General features: G+C 64.4%; 21 protein-coding genes and 1 pseudogene. 7 read left to right on the top strand and 15 right to left on the bottom strand.

Translation table 11 applies throughout. The features are described 5' to 3' along the window. Position 1 precedes the first annotated feature (1 nt). Positions 2 to 641 (bottom strand): annotated as a pseudogene (locus KRR38_RS29230) (sigma-70 family RNA polymerase sigma factor). A 173-nt stretch (positions 642 to 814) separates the two neighbouring features. Between KRR38_RS29230 and KRR38_RS29225 the strand changes: the two are divergent. Further along, positions 815 to 1,117, top strand: coding sequence for a hypothetical protein (locus tag KRR38_RS29225; RefSeq protein WP_217406903.1), 303 nt, complete (start codon positions 815 to 817; stop codon positions 1,115 to 1,117). Positions 1,118 to 1,649: 532 nt separating this feature from the next. Beyond that, a complete protein-coding gene (locus tag KRR38_RS29220; RefSeq protein WP_217406902.1) occupies positions 1,650 to 2,456 on the top strand; it encodes a response regulator in 807 nt (268 codons plus the stop codon). Positions 2,457 to 2,505: 49 nt separating this feature from the next. Here KRR38_RS29220 and KRR38_RS29215 read toward each other — a convergent pair whose 3' ends face one another. Then, a complete protein-coding gene (locus KRR38_RS29215; RefSeq protein WP_217406901.1) occupies positions 2,506 to 4,167 on the bottom strand; it encodes a CHASE domain-containing protein in 1,662 nt (553 codons plus the stop codon). 179 nt (positions 4,168 to 4,346) lie between these two features. On the opposite strand from KRR38_RS29215, the gene KRR38_RS29210 reads away from it, so the two are divergent. Together KRR38_RS29210 and KRR38_RS29205 are read left to right on the top strand one after the other, a co-directional pair. Continuing rightward, positions 4,347 to 4,550 (top strand): NepR family anti-sigma factor, encoded by a 204-nt coding sequence (locus tag KRR38_RS29210; RefSeq protein ID WP_254515029.1) that lies wholly within the window; start codon positions 4,347 to 4,349, stop codon positions 4,548 to 4,550. Next, positions 4,543 to 5,082: a sigma-70 family RNA polymerase sigma factor gene (locus tag KRR38_RS29205; protein WP_217406900.1), complete on the top strand. Its 540-nt coding sequence runs from the start codon at positions 4,543 to 4,545 to the stop codon at positions 5,080 to 5,082. The genes KRR38_RS29210 and KRR38_RS29205 overlap by 8 nt, the downstream gene beginning before the upstream one ends. A gap of 31 nt (positions 5,083 to 5,113) precedes the next feature. Here KRR38_RS29205 and KRR38_RS29200 read toward each other — a convergent pair whose 3' ends face one another. The 3 genes from KRR38_RS29200 to KRR38_RS29190 all read right to left on the bottom strand — a co-directional run bounded on the left by KRR38_RS29200 (position 5,114) and on the right by KRR38_RS29190 (position 8,827). After that, the gene (locus KRR38_RS29200; protein ID WP_217406899.1) at positions 5,114 to 5,764 is read right to left on the bottom strand and encodes a superoxide dismutase; all 651 of its coding nucleotides are present in this window, start codon (positions 5,762 to 5,764) and stop codon (positions 5,114 to 5,116) included. Between the two features lie 131 nt (positions 5,765 to 5,895). Further along, entirely contained in the window at positions 5,896 to 6,165 is a 270-nt protein-coding gene (locus KRR38_RS29195; RefSeq protein ID WP_217406898.1) for a GlsB/YeaQ/YmgE family stress response membrane protein, read from the bottom strand. A 76-nt stretch (positions 6,166 to 6,241) separates the two neighbouring features. Beyond that, a complete protein-coding gene (locus KRR38_RS29190) occupies positions 6,242 to 8,827 on the bottom strand; it encodes a bifunctional diguanylate cyclase/phosphodiesterase (RefSeq protein WP_217406897.1) in 2,586 nt (861 codons plus the stop codon). A 226-nt stretch (positions 8,828 to 9,053) separates the two neighbouring features. Here KRR38_RS29190 and KRR38_RS29185 point away from each other — a divergent pair, with 226 nt between their 5' ends. Then, positions 9,054 to 9,545: a VOC family protein gene (locus tag KRR38_RS29185; protein ID WP_217406896.1), complete on the top strand. Its 492-nt coding sequence runs from the start codon at positions 9,054 to 9,056 to the stop codon at positions 9,543 to 9,545. Positions 9,546 to 9,631: 86 nt separating this feature from the next. Here KRR38_RS29185 and KRR38_RS29180 read toward each other — a convergent pair whose 3' ends face one another. The 6 genes from KRR38_RS29180 to KRR38_RS29155 form a co-directional block, all read right to left on the bottom strand. After that, complete coding sequence (locus KRR38_RS29180) at positions 9,632 to 10,141, bottom strand: VOC family protein (protein ID WP_217406895.1); 510 nt, start codon at positions 10,139 to 10,141, stop codon at positions 9,632 to 9,634. Positions 10,142 to 10,151: 10 nt separating this feature from the next. After that, positions 10,152 to 11,330 (bottom strand): sulfotransferase, encoded by a 1,179-nt coding sequence (locus tag KRR38_RS29175; protein ID WP_217406894.1) that lies wholly within the window; start codon positions 11,328 to 11,330, stop codon positions 10,152 to 10,154. Positions 11,331 to 11,345: 15 nt separating this feature from the next. Next, complete coding sequence (locus KRR38_RS29170) at positions 11,346 to 12,632, bottom strand: hypothetical protein (RefSeq protein WP_217406893.1); 1,287 nt, start codon at positions 12,630 to 12,632, stop codon at positions 11,346 to 11,348. A gap of 4 nt (positions 12,633 to 12,636) precedes the next feature. Continuing rightward, positions 12,637 to 13,455 (bottom strand): SDR family NAD(P)-dependent oxidoreductase, encoded by an 819-nt coding sequence (locus KRR38_RS29165; protein ID WP_217406892.1) that lies wholly within the window; start codon positions 13,453 to 13,455, stop codon positions 12,637 to 12,639. 26 nt (positions 13,456 to 13,481) lie between these two features. Then, on the bottom strand, positions 13,482 to 14,243 hold the full coding sequence (locus KRR38_RS29160) for an SDR family NAD(P)-dependent oxidoreductase (RefSeq protein WP_217406891.1): 762 nt from the start codon (positions 14,241 to 14,243) through the stop codon (positions 13,482 to 13,484). Between the two features lie 82 nt (positions 14,244 to 14,325). Beyond that, complete coding sequence (locus KRR38_RS29155) at positions 14,326 to 15,003, bottom strand: TetR/AcrR family transcriptional regulator (protein ID WP_217406890.1); 678 nt, start codon at positions 15,001 to 15,003, stop codon at positions 14,326 to 14,328. 84 nt (positions 15,004 to 15,087) lie between these two features. Here KRR38_RS29155 and KRR38_RS29150 point away from each other — a divergent pair, with 84 nt between their 5' ends. After that, the gene (locus tag KRR38_RS29150) at positions 15,088 to 16,032 is read left to right on the top strand and encodes an LLM class F420-dependent oxidoreductase (RefSeq protein WP_217406889.1); all 945 of its coding nucleotides are present in this window, start codon (positions 15,088 to 15,090) and stop codon (positions 16,030 to 16,032) included. A 136-nt stretch (positions 16,033 to 16,168) separates the two neighbouring features. Continuing rightward, on the top strand, positions 16,169 to 16,333 hold the full coding sequence (locus KRR38_RS29145; RefSeq protein WP_217406888.1) for a Flp family type IVb pilin: 165 nt from the start codon (positions 16,169 to 16,171) through the stop codon (positions 16,331 to 16,333). Between the two features lie 75 nt (positions 16,334 to 16,408). Here the strand turns inward: KRR38_RS29145 and KRR38_RS29140 are convergent, their stop codons facing one another. From KRR38_RS29140 to KRR38_RS29125, 4 genes are read right to left on the bottom strand one after another with little or no spacing between them, the layout of a single operon-like run. Next, positions 16,409 to 17,317 (bottom strand): SDR family NAD(P)-dependent oxidoreductase, encoded by a 909-nt coding sequence (locus KRR38_RS29140; protein ID WP_217406887.1) that lies wholly within the window; start codon positions 17,315 to 17,317, stop codon positions 16,409 to 16,411. Further along, complete coding sequence (locus tag KRR38_RS29135; protein WP_254515027.1) at positions 17,314 to 17,847, bottom strand: nuclear transport factor 2 family protein; 534 nt, start codon at positions 17,845 to 17,847, stop codon at positions 17,314 to 17,316. The genes KRR38_RS29140 and KRR38_RS29135 overlap by 4 nt, the downstream gene beginning before the upstream one ends. Next, positions 17,837 to 18,736 carry an SDR family NAD(P)-dependent oxidoreductase gene (locus tag KRR38_RS29130; RefSeq protein WP_217406885.1) on the bottom strand — a complete coding sequence of 300 codons (900 nt, stop codon included), beginning with the start codon at positions 18,734 to 18,736 and terminating at the stop codon, positions 17,837 to 17,839. The genes KRR38_RS29135 and KRR38_RS29130 overlap by 11 nt, the downstream gene beginning before the upstream one ends. Continuing rightward, complete coding sequence (locus KRR38_RS29125) at positions 18,736 to 19,275, bottom strand: nuclear transport factor 2 family protein (protein WP_254515026.1); 540 nt, start codon at positions 19,273 to 19,275, stop codon at positions 18,736 to 18,738. The genes KRR38_RS29130 and KRR38_RS29125 overlap by 1 nt, the downstream gene beginning before the upstream one ends. Positions 19,276 to 19,390: the final 115 nt, after the last annotated feature.

Raw genomic sequence — 19,390 nt, 5'->3', positions numbered from 1 at the left:
CTCAGGCAGCCGCCGTGTCCGCCGCCTGGGTATTCGCGATCTGCGCCAGTTCGGCGAAAAAGGCGTCGACGGCGTTCCCGGTAAGGACGAAATTGTGACGGAAGTCCGGTAGCTGGCCCGAAGCGAGCACCTGGCTGAGCATGGCCCGGGCGCGGCAGATTCGGCTCTTCACGGTTCCCAGCGCGATCCCGCAGATATCGGCGATCTCTTCATAGGAGAGGCTGCCGATGGCAACGAGGATCAACGCCTCGCGATAAGTATCGGGCACGACCGACAGCGCACGCAATACGTCCGAAAGCTCGACCGCGCTTTCCTGCGAGGCAGGCGCCCGCAGCACGCGCTCGGCCACGCCCTCGTCGTAGTCGCCGTGGGAATCGAGCGCGGCGGGCCTCGCTGTAGAAGTGGTTGCGCAGGATGGTGAAAGTCCAGGCCTTGAAATTGGTCCCGGCGCGATAGCGGTCGCGCGCGGCCCAGGCCCGCATCAGGGCTTCCTGGGCGAGATCGTCGGCGCGGTCGCGGCAGCCGCAGAGGCCGCGGGCGAAGGCACGTAGATGAGGGGCGACTTCGGTCAGGGCGTGCTTGAATTCCCTATCGCTCAAGGGGCTGAATTCGCGCTCGCTGGGCTCCGCCGTCGTAGTCATCTCCGCCGCCATACGAACTCCTCCAGGTTGTTTATTCTCCACCGACAAACGCCGGTTGTGTCACAATGGTTCCCGCCGGTCCGATTTCGTTCCAAATCCGGAACTGCTCCGCGGCGCCCGCGTTCCTGTTCTGCCCGGCCGTCTTGGCCGCGACACACAGGAGATCGTAATGGGTGATGTCACCGACACAGCGCCAGCGCATGCGGTCAACAACGACGCCGCAGCGGACAAGGCCCCCCGATCCGCGCCGGCACTATTCGAGCCCCGAAGACCTGCGCGAGGACATCGATCTCGATGTCGCGACGCGTGAAGAGCTGCTGCGACAGTGGAAGAAGGACCTGGATCAGAGGCTCGAAGCCGAATCCGAAGGAATGAGCGCTTCCGATCCGATTTCGCAGGAACAGGAATCGCGCCTCGCCAGCGAGCACCGCCGCGTCAGCAAGGCGCTCGAGGAGCTCGTCGCCGAACGGCAGTAAGCCCTCACCGAGCTCGCAACGAAACCTTGCGGCGGCCGGTCAGCGATCGGCCGCCGCTTTACGTGCAAAAAAGCGCATAGGAACCTGGAACCCATCGCCACGCCGCGCGTTCTGCGGCGTGTTCGGTTGCGTCGTCGACGCTCCGCGAGCACGCAAGATAGGGCGGGATGCTGCGAGATGTTTTCACCGGCTTCGAAAATGCTGATCGCAGCCATCCCCACCGGGCGGAATTCTCGGACCCCAGAAACCATGAGACCTCCGCACTCGGTGAAGGGAGCGGAGGTCTCGGGATCGGGTCACCACCGGTTTGCGGGGGTGGGTACGGGAGGGCCAGTGGTGATATCGGAAAAACACCATCTCTTGCGCTTGGTTCCCGCGACCCGAAAAAATATTTTTGGCGCCCGGAAACCCGCAAGGTGATAGAAACGCGCTGCATCCGGTGCGATCGGCGCAAGGCTCCGCCCTGAGCGGTCGACAAGTTGCTGCGTTCGATTACACCATTCAAATCCTGATAGATTTCTCGAGGTACGTCATGTCGATGGCTGATCAGATTGCCGTCCAGCTTCCCTACCTGCGCCGCTATGCTCGCGCGCTGACCGGCTCGCAAACGTCGGGCGACACTTACGTCCGCGCCACGCTCGAAGCGGCGTTGGCCGACAGCGAACTGCTCGACCAGATCGGCAAAGGCCGGGTCGCGCTCTATGCCGCGTTCAACCGCATCTGGTCGACCGGCCACGTCGAACCAGTCACGGCCGATGCCGGCGGCGATATCGGCGGCGGATCGCAGGAACAGGCGGCGCAGACGCGGCTGGCGCATGTCACGCCGACCCACCGCCAGGCGCTACTGCTGACGACGCTCGAGGATTTCTCCTACGAGGAGGCGGCGACGATCCTCGACACCTCGCCCGGCAATGTCGATGCCATGGTCGCCCAGGCGATCGAGGAAATCGAGAGCGAGACCACGACCGACGTGCTGATCATCGAGGATGAGCCGCTGATCTCGATGCAGCTCGAAGGCCTGGTCAGCGATCTCGGCCACCGGGTCATCGGCACGGCGGCGACGCGCAGCCAGGCACTCGAGATCTTCGCCCAAAACCCGGCCGGCCTCGTCCTCGCCGACATCCAGCTCGCCGACGGCAGTTCGGGCATCGACGCGGTCGAGGACCTACTCAAGTTCGGCGACCTGCCGGTGATCTTCATAACCGCCTATCCCGAGAAGCTGCTGACCGGCGAGCGGCCCGAGCCGACCTACCTCGTGACCAAGCCGTTCCAGGAATCGACCGTGCGTACCGCGATCAGCCAGGCGCTGTTCTTCGGCACCGGAAGGCCGCTTAACTGATCATCAAAGACTGAGAGAACAGGCGTCCTTCCCCTACTTGGGAGGGGCGCTAGGTCCGTTTGCCGCTGCGCAGGGCGAAGCTCGTCAGCTTGCGCACAGGGACGCGCAGCGTGCATTCGACGCCCGAGGGATCGAAGCGCAGGTCGACCTTCGATTGCAGCTCGTGCGCGACGATCTTCTCTAGCAGGTCGCGGCCGAAACCGCGCTTGCTCGGCGCCTGGACTGGCGGGCCGCCGGCCTCGCGCCAATGCAGCTCGGCGACCTCAGGCGATACCAGCCGCCATTCGATGAACACGCGCCCGGCAGCCGTGCTCAGCGCGCCGTACTTGGCGGCATTGGTCGCGAGCTCGTGGATAGCGAGGCCCAGCGACATGGCATCGTTGGGTGCGAGGTTTATCGCCGGGCCGGTCAGTTCCACATGCGCGTCGCCGGTCCCCATGTAGGGCGCCAGTTCGCTGCGAACGATCTCGGCGATCGGTGCGTCGGTCCAGTCGCTCTGCGAGAGCAGGTCGTGCGTCGCCGATAGTGCACGGATGCGCCCGGTCAGGCTTTCCGCGAAATCGTCGATGTCGACCGAGCGCCGCCGGGTTAGCGCGACGATCGACAGCACGTTGGCCAGAGTATTCTTGACCCGGTGGTTGAGCTCGCGGGTCAGCGAGGTACGGATCGCCGACTGGTCGCTCAGCCATTCGAGAACCACGCGGTCCTCGGCCGAACGCTTGGTGATGAGCCGGGCGATGAACAGGACCAGGACACCGAGCACCGCACCGAACACCAAGGTCGCGCGCGACAGGGCCGACAGCGTTCGTGCTCGCTTGAAGCTGACGCTGACGATCCACGGCCGGTTGGCGACGACGATGCGGCGGTCCATCGACATCGCGTTCTCGCCGGAAACCGCGCGCGAGACGAGCAGGCGGTCGGGACGGCGGATGCCGTCGTAGATGGAAATTTCGACACCCCGGTCCCGCACCAGTTCGACGGCGGAATCGAGGAATTCGCGCGCCCGGAACGGACTATAGACGAAGCCGCGGACGCGGCGCGCAGAGCCTTCGCCCTGGAACACCGGCATGTAGATCAGGAAGCCGGAAGCCCCGGGCTGGTCAGCGTCCTGGACCAGGTGGACCTTGCCCGAAGCCACTGGCTGCCCCAATCCCGCGGCCAGTTCCATGGCCTCGCGGCGCGTAGCTTCCGAATACATGTCGAAGCCGATGGCAGCGCGGTTGGCCGGGCTCTCCGGCGCGACATAGAGAATGGGCACCGCAATCTCGCGCCCGTCCTCGGCAGGTGGATGTACCTTGTAGTCCGGATCCACCCCGCCACGCACTGCCGTTTCGAACTGCGCAACCTCGCCCACCGGCATCCAGCGCGCCCAGGCAAGGCCCATCGCGCCGTGATAGTCACCGCCGGTATAAAGGCCCTGCGCAATGCCGGCGAAGGCCTGCGGCGTGACCCGGTCGTTGGCGGTGAACAGCGCCGCACCAGCCCGCAGGATGGCGATATTCTCCGAAGCGCGGCGCTGCAGGCCCGATGCCAGTTCGGTGACGTTGCGATCGAGCTCCAGTTGCCGCCGCTCGGCCTCGGCGCGCTCAATCGCGATCACACTGAGCACGGTTCCGAGCGCGACGAGCACGAACAGCAGCAGTGGCCAACCGCGGGGATAGCGGTGAAACCACGCCTGCTTTTCAACACGGGCTAGCAGCGCTCTGTCCATAGACCTCGATCATATCGGGAAACCGGCTGTCCCAGGTCAGCGCGCGTGCCCTCCCCCCTCTTGGCAAGCTTTTCACGGCAATGGAACCATGTGTCCGGTTGAAAGTTCCAATCCTGATAGTCGTTCTCAGCAGCGTGCTTGACGCACCCGCTGATTGGAAGGAAATAGGACGTTGCAAGATGGAGTTCGTTTTGAGTCAGCCACCGGGAATGGATGACCGGAAGCGCGCCCCTCGCCGCCCGTCAAAGGCTGGGGACGCCAAGGAACCCGGCTGGGCAGATGGCTTGAGGCAGCTCTACAACTCCGTCGTGCACGAGCCCCTGCCCGACAGCTTTGACGATTTGCTCAAGAAGCTCGACCGGGCGAAGAACGAGCGTGACTGAACCAACCGCAGCCGAAGGCGACGACGGATTCAAGCGCGATCTGCTGGCGGTCCTGCCGCATCTGCGTGCCTTCGCTCGTGGCCTCTGCGGCCGGCCCGACTTCGCCGACGATCTCGTCCAGGAAACCGCGATCAAGGCCTGGGTCGCACGCGATCGCTTCACCCCCGGCACCAATATGCGTGCCTGGACTTTCGCAATCCTGCGCAACCATTTCCTGAGCGAACTACGCCGCAACCGCCACCAGGCCGACTACGACCCCGATGCGGCAGAGCGGCTGCTGACGATGGAAGCCGATCAGGAAGCACCTTTGCACTTGTCAGACATGGAAACCGCTTTGCTCAAGCTCTCGCCCGAACGGCGTGAGGCGCTGCTGCTCGTGGGCGCCGGCGGTTTCACTTACGAGGAAGCCGCAAACATCAGCGACTGCGCGATCGGCACGATGAAAAGCCGTGTCGCCCGTGCGCGCGACCAGCTCGCCCGGCTGCTCGATCCCGACCGCGACACGATCACCGTCGAACACGAGAAGGCGTGATCCTCCCAGTCGGGAGGATCACGCGAAAGGGTTACTTGGCGGATTCGAGATTGAAAGCCGACTGTTGCGCTGCCGCCGGATAGTGCCAGGCGCTGCCGCGCTCGAAGTTTTCCGAAGCGAAGCTCCAGTTCAACAGCTTGTCGAGCACCGCTTTCACATAGTCGGGACGCTTGTTCTGCACGTCGAGGTAGTAGGCGTGCTCCCACACGTCGATCGTCAGCAGCGGATTGCCCTTGCCTTCGCTGAACGGCGAGGCGGCATCGTGCGTGTCGACCACGCTGAGCTTGCCATCGTCGGCGACGAGCCAGGCCCAGCCCGAGGCGAAATGGCCGGTAGCCTTCTCGGCAAGCTGCGTCTTCAGCGCGTCAATCGAACCGAAGTCGCGGTCGATCGCCTGCTGCAATTTGTCGCTGGGCTTGCCCGCGCTAGGCGTCAGGCTGTTCCAGTAGAAGCCGTGGTTCCACACCTGCGAGGCGTTGTTGAACAGCTTGGCTTCACCCCTGGCGGCCAGAACGATGGCGTTGAGATCGGCGTCGGCCAGGTAGGTGCCCTTGATCGCCTCATTGGTCTTGTCGACGTAGGCCTTGTGATGGGCCCCGTGGTGCAGCTCGAGCGTGCGGCTTGAAATGTGCGGTTCGAGCGCGTCGGCGGGATAGGGCAGCGGCGTAAGCGAAATGGTCATGGGTGGGTTTCCTGTATTGCGTGCCTTGGAAAAGCCCCACTCCCCTATCGAGTTGCCGACCTACCGACCGGATGTGCAAAAAAGATGACGGGCACGCGGCCCGCCATCCTTCTTGCTGCAATTGCTTAGGCTTAGCGAACCGAGCCGCGGCGGAAGAGGTTGATGATCGCCAGCAGGACGACCGCGCCGAGGAACGATGCCAGCAGCGACATGAAGTCGAAAGTGCCGCTGGTGATCGGCGCACCGCCGATCAGCGGGGTGATCAGCACACCGGCGATCAGCGCGCCGACGATACCGACGACGACGTTGAGCAGGACACCCTGCTGGGCGTCGGTCCGCATCACGATGCTGGCCAGCCAGCCGATGATGCCGCCGACGACGAGAACGAGAATAAGGGTCATGGCACGCACACTCCTGTTGTGATGTACGGCATAACGATAGGCTATGGGTTTCGTTCCCGATACCGGGGGATAGCCACTAGGCAGCGCTACGCCACTCGCCAAGCGGCGCGGCCAGCAGCCGCGGCACGCGCAGCGCGGGCACGGCCTTGCCGTAGAGGTAGCCCTGGCCATAAGTGCAGCCGCGGGCGAGCAGGTGGCTCTCCTGCTCGGGCGTCTCAATACCCTCAGCGACGATGGCGATGTCGAGGCTGTGGCCAAGGCTGATCACCGTATTGATGATCGCCTGGTTCTGCGGATCGAGCGCGAAATCGTGCAGGAACGACCGGTCGATCTTCACGATGTCGACCGGGAACTGCTTGAGGTGCGACAGCGAGGCATAGCCGGTGCCGAAATCGTCGAGCGCCACGCGGATACCGGAATCGTGCAGCAGGCGCAGCGCGCGTTCGACATATTCGGCGCCGCGGCCCATGAACACAGTCTCGGTTATCTCGACCTGCAGGCAATCGTGCGGCAGTCCGTGGCGGCGAAGGCTTTCGAGCAAGCGGTCGGCGAAATCGTCCTGCTTGAGGTCGGCTGCCGTCACGTTGATCGCGACGTGGCCGAACGACAGGCCGCGATCGAGCCAGCGCCGCATGTCGAGCAGGACGTGGCTGAGCATCCGCTCGGTGATTTCTCCCGCGAGTTCGAGATCCTCGAAGGCGGCCTGGATCGTCGCCGGCATCTGCACGCCCTGAGTCGGGTGACGCCAGCGCAGCAGCGCCTCGAAGCCCGCCACCCGCCCCGAGGACAGCTCGACCTTGGGCTGGTAATAGGGGATGACGAAATCGCGGCTGAGCGCATGGCGTGCCAGCGAGATTTGACGGTTGCGCTTCTCGACCGCGGATTTCATGCTCGGACGGAACACCGCGATCTGGCCCTTGCCGCGCGACTTGGCGTCATAGAGCGCGATGTCGGCGTGCTTGAACAGTTCCTCGGCGGTATCGCCATGCCGCGGGGCAAGCGAGGCGCCGATGCTGACGCGGCATTCCCCCAGCCGTCCCTTGTAGAGCCAGGGCTCGCGCAGGCTTTCGAATATCCGCTCGGCCACGGCGACCGCGCCGGGCTCAGTGCGAATGTCGCGCGCGATCACGGCGAATTCGTCGCCGGCGAGGCGCGCGACGATGTCGCCCTGGCGCACGGCCTTGGCGAGACGCTCGGCGACGGTGATCAGCAGTCGGTCGCCGGCGTCGTGGCCCAGCGTGTCGTTGACCATCTTGAAATTGTCGATGTCGAGCAGCAGCAGGGCGAAGCCTTCCTGCCTGGCCTGCCGGACATAGCCGTCGAGATGTAGCTGGAACTGCGCGCGGTTGGGCAAATGAGTCAGATCGTCGTGCGACGCCTTCCACCGCACCTGGTCCTCGATCTCGCGTTTCTCGGAAATATCGCGCGAAATGGCCAGGTAGCGGAACGGCCAGTCGTGATCGGGCGGAAGCTTCGAGATGATCGTATCGAACCAGCGCTCGCAGCCGTCGCCGTCGGGGTAGCACAGCGTAAACCGGCCGACGCCGCCGTCGCGCGCTGCGAGCAGCGCGGCATCGCGTTCGACCTTGGCCGCGGGATCGAGCCGATAGCCGTAGGGCTTGCCCAGCAGGTCGGCGAGATCGGTCAGCCCGTGCGCCTGCAGCAGCGCCTCATTGGCGAAGAGCGTGGTGTGATCCTCGTCGAGCAGCGAGATGCAGTCAGGATTGGCCGAGGCGACGAGCCGGTTGAACTGCTCGCTGTTGCGCAGTTCGATTTCCCGCTCGCGCCGGGCGAGATCGCTGCGGAAAAGCGCCAGCGTGCCGACCATCAGCAGCGTCGTGGTGATGATGATGTTGGTGATGATCTGCAGCGCTATGCCGGCTTCCTCGCTGTAGAGGCCCTTCTGCAGGCCCCAGATGCGCAGGACGCCCGCGACCAGCGGAAGCATCACAAGAAGCGGCAAGGTCTTGCGGAACATCGTTCCCGCCGGTCCGCGGTCACGCCAGATCATCACCAGACCGATCTCGCGCGTCAGCAGGAAGCTGCCGATTCCTATGGCGATGAGCCCGAGTGCCGTCGGCTTCGCCATCGGCAGATAGGTGCCAATCTTGCTGAAATAGAGCAGGTCGAAAGCATAGCCGACGAGCACGAACATCGCCGTCAGCATCACCCAGGAGGTGAACAGCTGCGCCAGCAGCTTGGCCCGCCGGCTGGGGACATGGATCAAGGCCAGCGCGATGCCGCTGAACAGCATCGCGATGGCCGTGTTCGGCGCCATCCTGCTCGGCGTGTAGAGCATGGTATCGAGCCGGTCGGTGAAAAGCAGCCTGTCGACTGGGACACAGCCACAGGCCAGATCGACCAGTTTCGCCTGAGCGATGGCCATGAGCACCACGGCCGCCAAGGCAGCGAGACGGGGCCTTCCGGCGCCGGCGAGGGCAACCGACGTGCCGCCCATCACGAGCGCAGTCGAAGTCGCCGGGTTGATCGTGGTGAAGACGATCAGGGATCCGTGTAGCCAGTCGCTATCGAAAAGCCAGCCCGACGCTCCCAGCAGGCCGAGCGCGATCGCAGTGCAAGCGCAGGCGAAGATGGCCGTATCCGTTGCATGACGGCGCCGCGAGTCCCACAGGCGGGCAATCAGGGACTCGGCTCGATGCATCGTTGCTCTTTTCCTAGGCGCCCTGCCCCCGGCCTTTGCAGCTGTCGGGACCGTGCCCTGATGCCCGCGCATGGTTGATATATCTCTAACCGCCTCGCGGCCCCGCCACATATGGCCCGGTAAGGTAACCGCAATTGACCGGGCGGCCGGATGGCTTGACCGCCACCAGAGAGCACAGCACCACAGGCGAAACCCCAACGACAATCAACGGGCAGAGGACCGGCGCATGTTCCTGAAGAACCATTTCCAGAACGCCTATGTGACGCACGATCTCTACAAGGCGATGGACCTGATCGACGACCGCTTCGGCAAGACCGACTGGATCGTGTTCGAACCCGACATGGTGCTGCAAACCCCCGAAGGGCCGAAGGAATCGAGCGTGAAGGCAGCGCTCGGCTGGAAGGACGGCCTGCAGATCGAACTGATCGAGCCGGTCAAGGGCTTCGTCGACCACTATCTGCCCGCCCTGCCCGCCGACAAGTCTGACTTCACGCCGCAGTTCCACCACATCGCGGTGCGCCGCGACGACGAGGCGGCGATGCGCAAGGAGATCGCGGAACTGGGCTTCCCGGTCCTGTTCGAAAGCTCGGTGCCCGGGCTCGTCTTCATCTACCTCGACGGCCGCGAGACGTTGGGGCACGCCTACGAATATATCTATGCCACGCCCGAAGGCTGGGACATGCAGGGCTGGCCGAAGGACAAGCCGGTCCAGGCCTGAGGGCACAGTGTCCCCGCGAACACGGGGACCTCAGGCGGACAAGGACTCGCACTGAAACGGCCTGAGACCCCCGCCTGGGCGGGGGATCACCAGACCGGGCGTCCCTCGGGCCAGCCGACGAACTGCCAGGCCTCGGGGCTCTTCCAGGTAAACTCGACATAGTGACCCAGCGAGGCCCGGCCATCGAGATAGACGAAGATCAGCGGCGGAATGTCCGCCTCACTGGTCAGCGGGCCTTCGAAGGCGAGCGGCAGGCCAAGTGCGGCGATCTCCTTGCGCATCTCGGCCTCGTCGTCGCGGCGCAGCGAGATGTGGTGAAAGCGCGGCACGCAGTCGGTCTTGTCGGCCGGCAGCATGTTCAGGTAGTCGTCGACATAGCCCGACACCGGCTGGATTATCTCGATATTGAGGCCGCCCGCCCAGTAGGACGCCACCCGGTTCGACATCGGCTGGTTGCCCTTCGGCGTCTTGATCGTCAGCACGGGATCGATCCGCTGGAACGGCTCCATGCCGTACTGGTTGCCGATGATCTCGATGGCCTTGTCGAGATCGTGGGTGACATAGGCATTCTGCATGTGCCCGCGCAGGAACATCATCGTATCTCTCCTATTTGCCGCGCCATTCCTCGGCGACCGGGCCGAAGGCTTCGGCGATCTTTTCCTCGGACCAGCCGTAATCCTCGAGGTCGTAGCCGTAGGAACCCAGTTTGTGCCGCGGGTTGTCGATGTCCCACTGGCGCATCGCCGCCTCGCCTTCTCTGGTCCAGGGCAAGCCGGCCAGGTCGTAGAGATCACGCGCGACGCTGATGCCGTCGGCGATGCTGGTCTTGTAGTCGCATTCGAGCAGCCGCACCTCAGGCCCCTTGTCCTTGAGCTGCTGCAGGTAACGCTTGGTCTCGTAGGCCCAGTTGTCGACCGTGTACTGGCCGACGAACTTGGGGTCGAGCGGATCGAAGGTGTTCTGCAATATCTCGGTGCCCATCCGCATCGACGAGCCCATGGTCTTGTAGATGTCGCGCCGCGACATCACGAAAGTGGCCTTGGGGAAGACCTCAAGGACTTCCAGGAACTCCCCGGTATTGCAGGGATTCTTGAGTAGGCAGGGGCCTTTCTTGCCGCCCTGCTGCCACTGGAGATACTTGAGCATCTCCTTGAGATAGGCCTGCGAGGGCACGCGGCTGCGCGAGCGGAACCATTCGAGGTACTTGTAGTCGGGCGCGGTGATGAACTGGCCGATCGAGTCGAAGTTCATGATCGGGATGAAGCTCGATTCCTCGGCCTCGTCGGCAGCGAATTCGTGCATCTTCTGGTAGGTCTCGCCCGTGTTGGTCACTGCATTCATCATGCGGTTGGCCCAGTCGCGCCGCAAATGAGCCTCGCCGCGCTGCTCGCCGGGAAAGGGTGCCGGATTCCACATCGCCCAGGCCGGCGTCGCCTGCAGGCTGGGATCGGCCGACAGGAAGCGCTGCATCTTGGTCGTGCCGCTGCGCGGCAGGCCAAGGACGACGATCGGATCGTCGACGTCCTCGTCTAGGATCTCGGGATGCTTCGCGACATCGGCTTCCCAGCGCAGCCGGTTGACCAAAAAGCGCAGCGAATTCGCCTGCATGATCTGCACGCCGCGCAGCGAGATGTCGATGTTGTGCGGAATCTCCAGAACCTTGCGCAGGTTGGGAAAGAAGCCCTCGTCTCGAAACGCTTTTGCGCCCGTGTCCGCCTCGGCAAAGGCCGCGTCGAGCAGAGGCTCGAAGGTAAAGGCCTGCTTGGCCCGTGCCAGCTCATCCATTGTCGGCGGTCCCTATCAGAAGTCGTTGAAACGGCGTCGGTAGACCGAGAGGAGCCGCTGCTCCATCTGCGCCTGCCGCTGGCCGCGCGTGACCCGCGGCATGTCGCTTGAGATGTGATTGGATAGCTCGGCAAGCGGCACCGTCTTCACGCGGGGTTCGCCGTGCTCGGACCTGGCCTCGAAGAAGCGGAAGCCGATCAGGTGGAGGTTGCGGCCCGAGCAATCGAACCAGTTCGGCAGGCCGGGATCGCTCCAGCTGGCGATGAAGCGCACTTTGCCGTCGGCCTCGTAGTGGACCTGCGCCAGGTTGTAGTTGACCAGCCGAGCCCAGTAGTCGCCCGGCTCCCACTGCAGCTGGGCGAGCTCGACATTCCAGTATTCGCAGTCGGGCTTGTCGATCTCGATGATCACCGCCTCGTCGGACTTGCAGCGGAAATAGCCCGAGAAATAGTCGGTGCCGGCGAAGGCGCCGGGCACGATCATGCGACCGATCCGATCGGCCGGCGAGTTGAGGTGCTGCCGGACTCCCGCCTCGCAGAAATCGGCATGGACGCGCAGTAGGTCGACAAGCCGCTTGAACCGCGTTTCCGAGCTTTCCCGGTCAAGCAGCGGCGGCGGGAAGATCTGGTTCTCGCAGGTCAGCGTCAGGCTCGCCGGCTCCTCGCCGAACCAGTCGGCATAGTACTGGCGAAGATGCAGCTCGCAACGGCCCTCGGGCAGCTCCAGCCAAAGCGCATCGCCGAGATCGGCTGGCTTCTTGTGGCTCAGCACGACGTCGATCTCCTTGCCCGCGGCAAGCTTCGGCGTGTCGACGTTGTTCATGTTGCCGATCATCTTCCAGCCGCCAACGAAGTCGCACGAATGGCTGTTGAAAGTGCTCATCTGGAACACCCTGCAGGTCCCGCGATAGCCCTTGAGGCGATAGCTATAGGCGCCGTGCAGGATCGCCGAGTGATAGTTGCAGTCGGTCGACTGGAGCTGGAACTGGATCCGGTTGGTGCCGCCCATCTTGGTCAAGGTCGGGTTGCCGTAGTCGCCCTCGACATGGGCGGCATGGCCGAAGCTCATGTTGCGCAGGAGATGGCGCAGGGCTTCGTAAGTGTTGAGCTCGCGGTCGTCGTCAGGCCAGCCGACTATCTGCTTTTTCAATGAGTAACGCATCGACTCTACGAGCTTGTCGAGCTCGCCATTGGCATAGGCCAGCGCAGTCTCGTCGGAGGAGAAGTCGGCCGGCGCGCGTTTGGCCGTCTCGGCCACAGGAACGAAATTGTCCTGGGACATGGCAGTGGTGTCGTCGCTCATCGCGTTATGCCTGTTCCTTGAGATCTGCGGGATAGGTCGGTGCGGCGCTCGCCTTGGGCGCCATCAGGCCGCTGCCCGTCACGGCCCCGCCATCGGCAACAAGCGCGTGGCCGTTGACGTAGGAAGCAGCCGGCGAGATCAGGAACTCGATCACGCTCGCCATTTCGTCGGGATCGGCCCAGCGCTGCAGCGGGACCTGCCGCTTGAGCACATGGTAGTGCGGCGGCAGATTGTCTTCGACCACGCCGTCCATGCCTTCCATGCCGGCGATGGCCGTCTTGGTCGGCCCGGGGCAGAGCGCGTTGATGCGGATGCCCTCCCAGCCGATCTCGCGCGCCAGGCTGCGGACGAGCCCGATCAGCGCATGCTTGGTCATCGAATAGGCCCAGTTCTCGGAATCGCCGGCCACGCCCATCGTCGAAGAGGTGATCGCGATGGCACCGTTGCCGCGCTTACGCAGCAACGGCAGAGCCGCGCGTACGCCGAGCACGGGGCCGACCAGATTGACGCCGAGGATCCGCTGGAACTCGGCAAAGGGCAGATCGTCGATCGACCCGCCGCCGCCGATGCCCGCATTTAGCGCGGCTGCGTCGAGCCCGCCGAACCGGGCCTGCGCTTCGGCGGCCATGCGGGCGTTGTCGGCTTCGGACGACACATCCACGGCGATTGCGGATATGTTCGCCTTGCCTTCGGCCCAGGCCAGCTTGCCAGCATCATAGTCGGCCGCGAGCACCTGCCAGCCATTGGCCGCCAGCCGCTCACAAGTAGCGCGGCCGATGCCGCCGGCCGCGCCGGTGACCAGAACTGCCTTGCCTTCGCTCATCTCGGCTCTCCTCAAACCCGATCCGCTCAACCTGCTGAAATCTGCCAGCCGCCGCTGGCGTCGAGCACTTGCCCCGTGACCCAGGAGGCCATGTCGCTAGCCATGAAGGTTATGACCTTGGCGATGTCCTCTGGCTCGCCCATGCGGCCGAGTGGGGTCACCGACTGGACCCAGGCCTTGGTTTCCGGCTCGTCGAACGAGCGGCTGCCGTCGGCATATTCGCCGCGGGTCAGGCCCGGCGCGACGGCGTTGATGCGAATGCCCTTGGGCCCGAGCTCGGGCGCCACCGACCGAGTGAACTGGTTGAGCCCGGCCTTCGAGGCGCCGTAGACCGACAGCCACTGCGAAGGACTCAGCGTGTAGCGCCCCGCGGTCGATGAGACGATGACGATATTGCCCTTGCTCGCTTCGAGATAGGGCACCGCCTGCTTTATGAAGCGCACGGTTGAGGCGAGGTTGGTCTGATAGATGTCCTCGATCTCTTCGTCGCTGGTATCCTCGAAGCTCTTCCAGAGCTGCGCGCCGGCGTTGCTGACGAGCACGTCGAGCCTGCCGTGGCGGTCGATCACGGTCTGGAGCGCCCGCGCCCGGTCGTCGTGGCTGTTGAGGTCCATCTGGACATAGGAGATGCGCCCGGGTGCCAGGGCGGAGGTCTCCTGCAGCGGCCCCTCGCGGCGCGCGGCGATGACGACATGCGCGCCCTGTGCGGCAAACATCAGCGCCGTGCCCTTGCCGATGCCCGTGCCCGCCCCGGTGATCAGGGCAACCTTGCCCTCCAGCATAGCCATGACCGACTCTCTCCTCTCGTATCAAATAATCTTATGGAATTAATAGCAGAGTCAAGCAGCCCCGATCGCCGCGACTTGACCTTCAGTGCACCGCGCTTGGCTCCCCGGGAAGCAGCGCCTGGGTATCGAGCGACAGCGGCGCCGTCAGAGCACTGACGCACATGTCGATCAGATTGGCGCCGATCAGCGCGATCTCGCTCGCCGCGACCTCGCCCTTGCCGAGCCGTTCCTCGGCAATGGCCAGGACCGAATGGATCATGTTGATCAGGTAGCCGATGCGCAGCCGGCGGACCTCGGCGGGCACGTAGGCGATCAGGCTCTCAATGCGATCGTAGATCTCGACGCTGACCGGTGTAAGTTCGCGAGCCACCGAGTAGTCCTGCCTAAAGCGCTCATATTGCTGCATAAAGCGGATATAGAAGTTACCCTCGTCGCGCGGCTGCAGTTCCTCAATCAGCGGCTGGACGAAGGCCTCCAGATAGAAGCGCAGGTCCCGCCGACCCGATCGTCCCTCGAGCATTTCACCGCGGCGGCGGTCGAGGTCGGGCCAGCGATACATCAGCACCGCATGGACCAGCCCCTCGCGCGAACCGAAGTGATAGTGCGCGGCCGACATGTTGCGCTGGTTCGCCGCCTGGTTGACATGCCGCAGCGCCACGGCCTCGATCCCGCGCTCGGCGAAAAGCCGTTCGGCCGCCAGGATCAGCGCGGTTTCACCGCCGCTTGCAGTTTCGGAAATTCGCTTTGCCTTCTCGGTCACGTATAGCCCGCTCGGATTGCTTGATAATTCCCAAGGATTAGGGCACCCAAGGTCCATTGCCAAGCGTCATGAGGAGAGGACGCGATGAAGGTCGGGATCACCTGCGGCGGCATCGGCCCCTATGCCAGCGGCGAGTATCTCCGAGATTCGGCCCGCGCGGCAGAAGCCGCGGGTTTCGCGCACTACTGGATACCGGACCACGTCGTGCTCTTCGCCGACTATCCCGAGTCGACCTATCCCTATGCCGGCGGCTCGGGCCAGGAAGCGCCCGAGCAGAGCGCCGACGCGCCGCTGCAGTTCGACGACGAGGAGTTCGCCCTGGTCAATCCGCGTGACGCCTTCGTCGAGCCGGTCGTGGCGATGACCTGGCTTGCCGCGGCGACGACCACAATGGAGATCGGCACCAACATCCTCGTCCTGCCGCAGCGCAATCCAGTGCTGCTGGCGAAAGAGTTGTCCACGCTCGACGAGTTCAGCCAAGGCCGCGTGATCCTCGGCATCGGCGCCGGCTGGGCCAAGGAAGACTTCGACGCGATGGGCGTCGATTTCCGCACCCGCGGTCGGCGCACCGACGAGATGGTCGCGGCCATGCGCCGGCTCTGGGAGGCGGACGCCGCTTCGTTCGAAGGCGAGTTCTTCGCGTTCAACGCGGCCTATTGCTATCCCAAGCCGGTGCGGCCCGGCGGCATTCCGATCCTGATCGGCGGCGAGAGCAAGCCGGCAATGCGACGCGTCGCCAGGAGCGGCAACGGCTGGCTGCCCTACAACCTGCCGGTCGAGGACGCGCCACGGGTGATCGGCGAACTCAAGGCCATGACCCGCGCCGAGGGCCGCGACCCTGATGCGCTGCGCATCGTCAAGATCGTCTACGGCAATGCCGCACTCGACGACCTCAAGCGCTATCGCGACGCGGGCGTTACCGAATTCAATGTAGCTTCCAGCGGTGAGATTCCCCTCCATATCGGAGGAATTAATGCGATATTTGCCGAGTTCGGCGAGAGGCTCGTCGGGCCAATCGGGGAATTATAACAGCTTACCGGTCCGGCCGGAGGGGGGGCCACCCTTCCGAGGCACCGGCGGCTTAACCAAGTTTCTACAGTTCAAAACAACACACAACTCCTAGCTTCCTGCCCTGGGAAACACGGGTCTTTCAGGGGAGTTGATTATGCGTTTTTTCCGTAAACTGGTGCGCGACAATGCCGGCGCGACGGCTATCGAATATGGCCTGATCGCGGCGCTCATCGCCGTCGCCGCCATCAGCGCGATGCAGGGCCTGGGCACTCAGCTCGGCGCGACGTTCACGTCCACGTCGTCGTCGATGGCAGCCTAAAAACTTCGGCGCCTCGCCCTACCGGGGGCGAGGCGCCTTGGCCTTCATATCTGCGAACATAAGGGCTGGTGAAAGTCAGCCCTTTTTCGTCATCTCGAAGCTGCGCGCCAGATGATCGGCGAAGCCCGTCTGTTGCGGCAGTATCCACTGGGGACCGCCCTTGCGGATCGCGTCGATGTTCTCGGCGACAGCGTCGATCGTCCAGTCTGGCAGATAAATGCCTTCGCTCTCGGCGAAGTAAGCACGGGCCACGCGCCCCGCGACCGAGATGTAAAGCTCGCCCGAGACATCACAGTCCTCATGCGCCAGCCAGCCGACCACCGGCGCGACCATTTCCGGCCCCATCGGCGGGAACCCCGTCGTGTCGATCCCCTCGCCCATGCGCGTGACCGCGCCGGGGAGGATGATGTTCGAGCGGATATTGTGCTCGGCGCCCTCGATCGACACGGCGTTGCTGAGCCCGATCAGGCCCGATTTCGAGACCGCGTACTGCACGGTGTTGGGCATCGTGTAGAGACCCCCGATCGAGCCGGTGAGCACGATCCGGCCATAGTTCGCCTTCAGCATGTGCCGGAATGCGGGCTGCACGACGTGAAAGCCGCCGAGCAGATGGATGTCGAGGCTGTTGCGGAAATCCTCGTAGCTGATCTCGCCCAGCGGCGCGAAAAGCGAATTGCCGGCATTGTGGATCAGCACGTCGATCCTGCCGAAGCTGTCCATCGCCGCGTCGACGATCGCCTGGCCGCCTTCGCGCGTGGTGACGCTTTCGGTGCAGGCAACGGCCTCGCCGCCCGCGGCCTTGATCGCCTGGACGACTTCGCGGGCGGGACCGGCATCGGACCCGGTGCCGGCGAGTGCCGCACCGTTGTCGTTGACCACGACCTTGGCGCCCTTGCTGGCGAGCAACTCCGCATAGGCCCGGCCCAGGCCCCTGCCCGCGCCGGTGATGACGGCGACACGGCCGTCGAAGCGCTTTTCGGTCAAGGAATCTTCCTTTCACGCAAATTGGTCAGTGGGCGGCGGTAGGAGGGGTCGGTCCTGTCGCGCGCCGGCGCGCCGTTGCCGTAGACGTCGGGCACGTCGGAGAACGGGATCGGTATGGCGGGGAGCAGCCCGGCCCATTCGATCACGTTCGTCTGAAGCGCGATCTTCCATTCGCCGGCGCGCCGCTCGAACCGATTGATGTAGCGCCCGCCTGCCTGAACGAGGCTCTCGTCCTTGTTGCGGGCGACGAAGAGATAGTAGGTCTCGGTATGCGCGGTGTCGCCGTCGAGGTCGATCGTCGTGTTCAGCAGCGCGTGGTGGGTCAAAATCTGCCCTTCCTCGTGCATCGGAAAGGACCAGTCGGCGCATTCGGACGCCAGCCCGACGAAGGGGCCCGCCGCCATCTCCGCATCGGCATGATAAGCCGACAGGTAGAGCTCGCGGTCGAGCCGATCCATGCCGCGGCTGAAGCGCGATAGCGCCTCCAGGATCTCCTGCTTGTCGAGCAGCGCGGCCAGCTTAGCGTCCATTGCCATATCCATGCGCACGGATCGGCTGCCAGATCGGCGAGCCGCGCTCGGCGCGGAGCGAGCGGATCACACGCCCATCGGTGTCGGTGACGCCGTAAAGCTGCGCTGCTTCGGCGGTGATGAAAGTCCCGCCCGAGAGCCGCATGATCTTGTCGTCCGCCGCCATCGCCGCGATCACACGGCCCGGATGCTCGACCGAACTGCCGACGTCGGGGTTGGTCACGGTCTGCCCCTTCATATCGGGATTGGCATTGATGTTGTAATGCGCCTTCTCGGTAAAGGTCAGTCCCTGCCAGAGCGAGACCGAGGCGATGTTGTGCGGCTCCAGCTCGATCGCCATGTCGCGCGCCATACGGTCGACCGCCGACTTGGCCGAGCCGAAGACCACGCCGAAGGTGTAGGTCACCCCGACATAGCCTGAGATCGCCACGATCAGCCCGGAACCCTGCGGCACCATGATCTGCGCCGCGTGCCAGGCCGCGACGAAGCTCGACCGGACGCCGACCTGCCACATCTCGAGGTTGGAGAGCGGCTTTTCCCAGAAGGGCTTGGGCACGATGAGGTCGTCCGAAAGCTGAAACGCGTTGTTGACCAGCAGGTCGAGCCGGCCCTGCTCGGCCTGAACCTGGGCGAAAAGCGCCGCGACCTGCTCATCGTTCCCGTGGTCGCAGGCGACCGCAATACCCTTGCCGCCCTCGGCCTCGCCGCGCTTGGTGCATTCGGCCGCTGTCTCGCCGACCGTGCCGGGCAGGTAGAACTCACCCGGGGTCACCGTGCGGCCGGTGACGTAGACCGTCGCGCCCTGCTCGGCGAGCACCAGAGCGATACCCTTGCCGATGCCGCGGCTGGCGCCGGTGACGATCGCGACCTTGCCGGTCAGTGCTCCCATTACTTCGCTCCCTTCGCGAAGAAAGTGGCGCTGTAATCGCCATTGGCGCGGCCGGAGAACCATTCCTGGCTCAGCGGCAGTCCCATGACGCCTTGCGACCAGTCGATCGACACGCCCCAGTCCTGGTACCAGTCGTAGAGCATCGTGCGTTCGGCGATGCGCCACTCGGACCCGCGCTTTTCCAGGACGTCGAGATAGCGCCCGCCGATACAGGTATCGCGTTCCTCGGCGCCCATGTCGACGCGGTGGTAGGATACGACGTGCGTCTCGACGCGGGCGCGCGTCCCGTCGAGCTCGATGTAGCTCTGGCCGAGCACATGCTGGGTATTGGTGATCGCGTCGGCGCCGGGGATGACCCAGGCGTAGTAGGCGTCGAAATCACCCTTGAAGACGCCGTAGTCAGTCACCGAATCGGGCCAGCAAGAGGCCTTGATCATCTCGCCGTTGCGGCGGTCCTCGCCGCGCGCCATGCGTTCGAGGCATTGCCGGATGCGGTCACGGTCGAGCAGCGCGCGAAGGTCGTCGGCTTCGGTGTCCATCATTCTCTCCCAAGCGGCTTCGTCCCCGACTCCGGGGGCCAGCGTATCATCAGACCCTACAGCCTGCGGCAGAACCAGCGCTTGACCATTTCGGACAAATCGGCTCGACAGGCGA

Origin of the sequence: Novosphingobium sp. G106 (assembly GCF_019075875.1) — a bacterium.
Classification (GTDB): Bacteria; Pseudomonadota; Alphaproteobacteria; order Sphingomonadales; family Sphingomonadaceae; genus Novosphingobium.
This window is presented reverse-complemented; position numbering and strand designations above follow the sequence as displayed.

Bases quoted from the DNA above. Each gene is read 5' to 3' on its own strand.
- KRR38_RS29215 (WP_217406901.1), bottom strand. From the start codon at position 4,167: ATGGACAGAGCGCTGCTAGCCCGTGTTGAAAAGCAGGCGTGGTTTCAC.
- KRR38_RS29170 (WP_217406893.1), bottom strand. From the start codon at position 12,632: ATGAGCGACGACACCACTGCCATGTCCCAGGACAATTTCGTTCCTGTG.
- KRR38_RS29165 (WP_217406892.1), bottom strand. From the start codon at position 13,455: ATGAGCGAAGGCAAGGCAGTTCTGGTCACCGGCGCGGCCGGCGGCATC.
- KRR38_RS29180 (WP_217406895.1), bottom strand. From the start codon at position 10,141: ATGATGTTCCTGCGCGGGCACATGCAGAATGCCTATGTCACCCACGAT.
- KRR38_RS29150 (WP_217406889.1), top strand. From the start codon at position 15,088: ATGAAGGTCGGGATCACCTGCGGCGGCATCGGCCCCTATGCCAGCGGC.
- KRR38_RS29190 (WP_217406897.1), bottom strand. From the start codon at position 8,827: ATGCATCGAGCCGAGTCCCTGATTGCCCGCCTGTGGGACTCGCGGCGC.
- KRR38_RS29185 (WP_217406896.1), top strand. From the start codon at position 9,054: ATGTTCCTGAAGAACCATTTCCAGAACGCCTATGTGACGCACGATCTC.
- KRR38_RS29160 (WP_217406891.1), bottom strand. From the start codon at position 14,243: ATGGCTATGCTGGAGGGCAAGGTTGCCCTGATCACCGGGGCGGGCACG.
- KRR38_RS29220 (WP_217406902.1), top strand. From the start codon at position 1,650: ATGTCGATGGCTGATCAGATTGCCGTCCAGCTTCCCTACCTGCGCCGC.
- KRR38_RS29145 (WP_217406888.1), top strand. From the start codon at position 16,169: ATGCGTTTTTTCCGTAAACTGGTGCGCGACAATGCCGGCGCGACGGCT.
- KRR38_RS29210 (WP_254515029.1), top strand. From the start codon at position 4,347: ATGGAGTTCGTTTTGAGTCAGCCACCGGGAATGGATGACCGGAAGCGC.
- KRR38_RS29175 (WP_217406894.1), bottom strand. From the start codon at position 11,330: ATGGATGAGCTGGCACGGGCCAAGCAGGCCTTTACCTTCGAGCCTCTG.
- KRR38_RS29135 (WP_254515027.1), bottom strand. From the start codon at position 17,847: ATGGACGCTAAGCTGGCCGCGCTGCTCGACAAGCAGGAGATCCTGGAG.
- KRR38_RS29200 (WP_217406899.1), bottom strand. From the start codon at position 5,764: ATGACCATTTCGCTTACGCCGCTGCCCTATCCCGCCGACGCGCTCGAA.
- KRR38_RS29195 (WP_217406898.1), bottom strand. From the start codon at position 6,165: ATGACCCTTATTCTCGTTCTCGTCGTCGGCGGCATCATCGGCTGGCTG.
- KRR38_RS29130 (WP_217406885.1), bottom strand. From the start codon at position 18,736: ATGGGAGCACTGACCGGCAAGGTCGCGATCGTCACCGGCGCCAGCCGC.
- KRR38_RS29125 (WP_254515026.1), bottom strand. From the start codon at position 19,275: ATGGACACCGAAGCCGACGACCTTCGCGCGCTGCTCGACCGTGACCGC.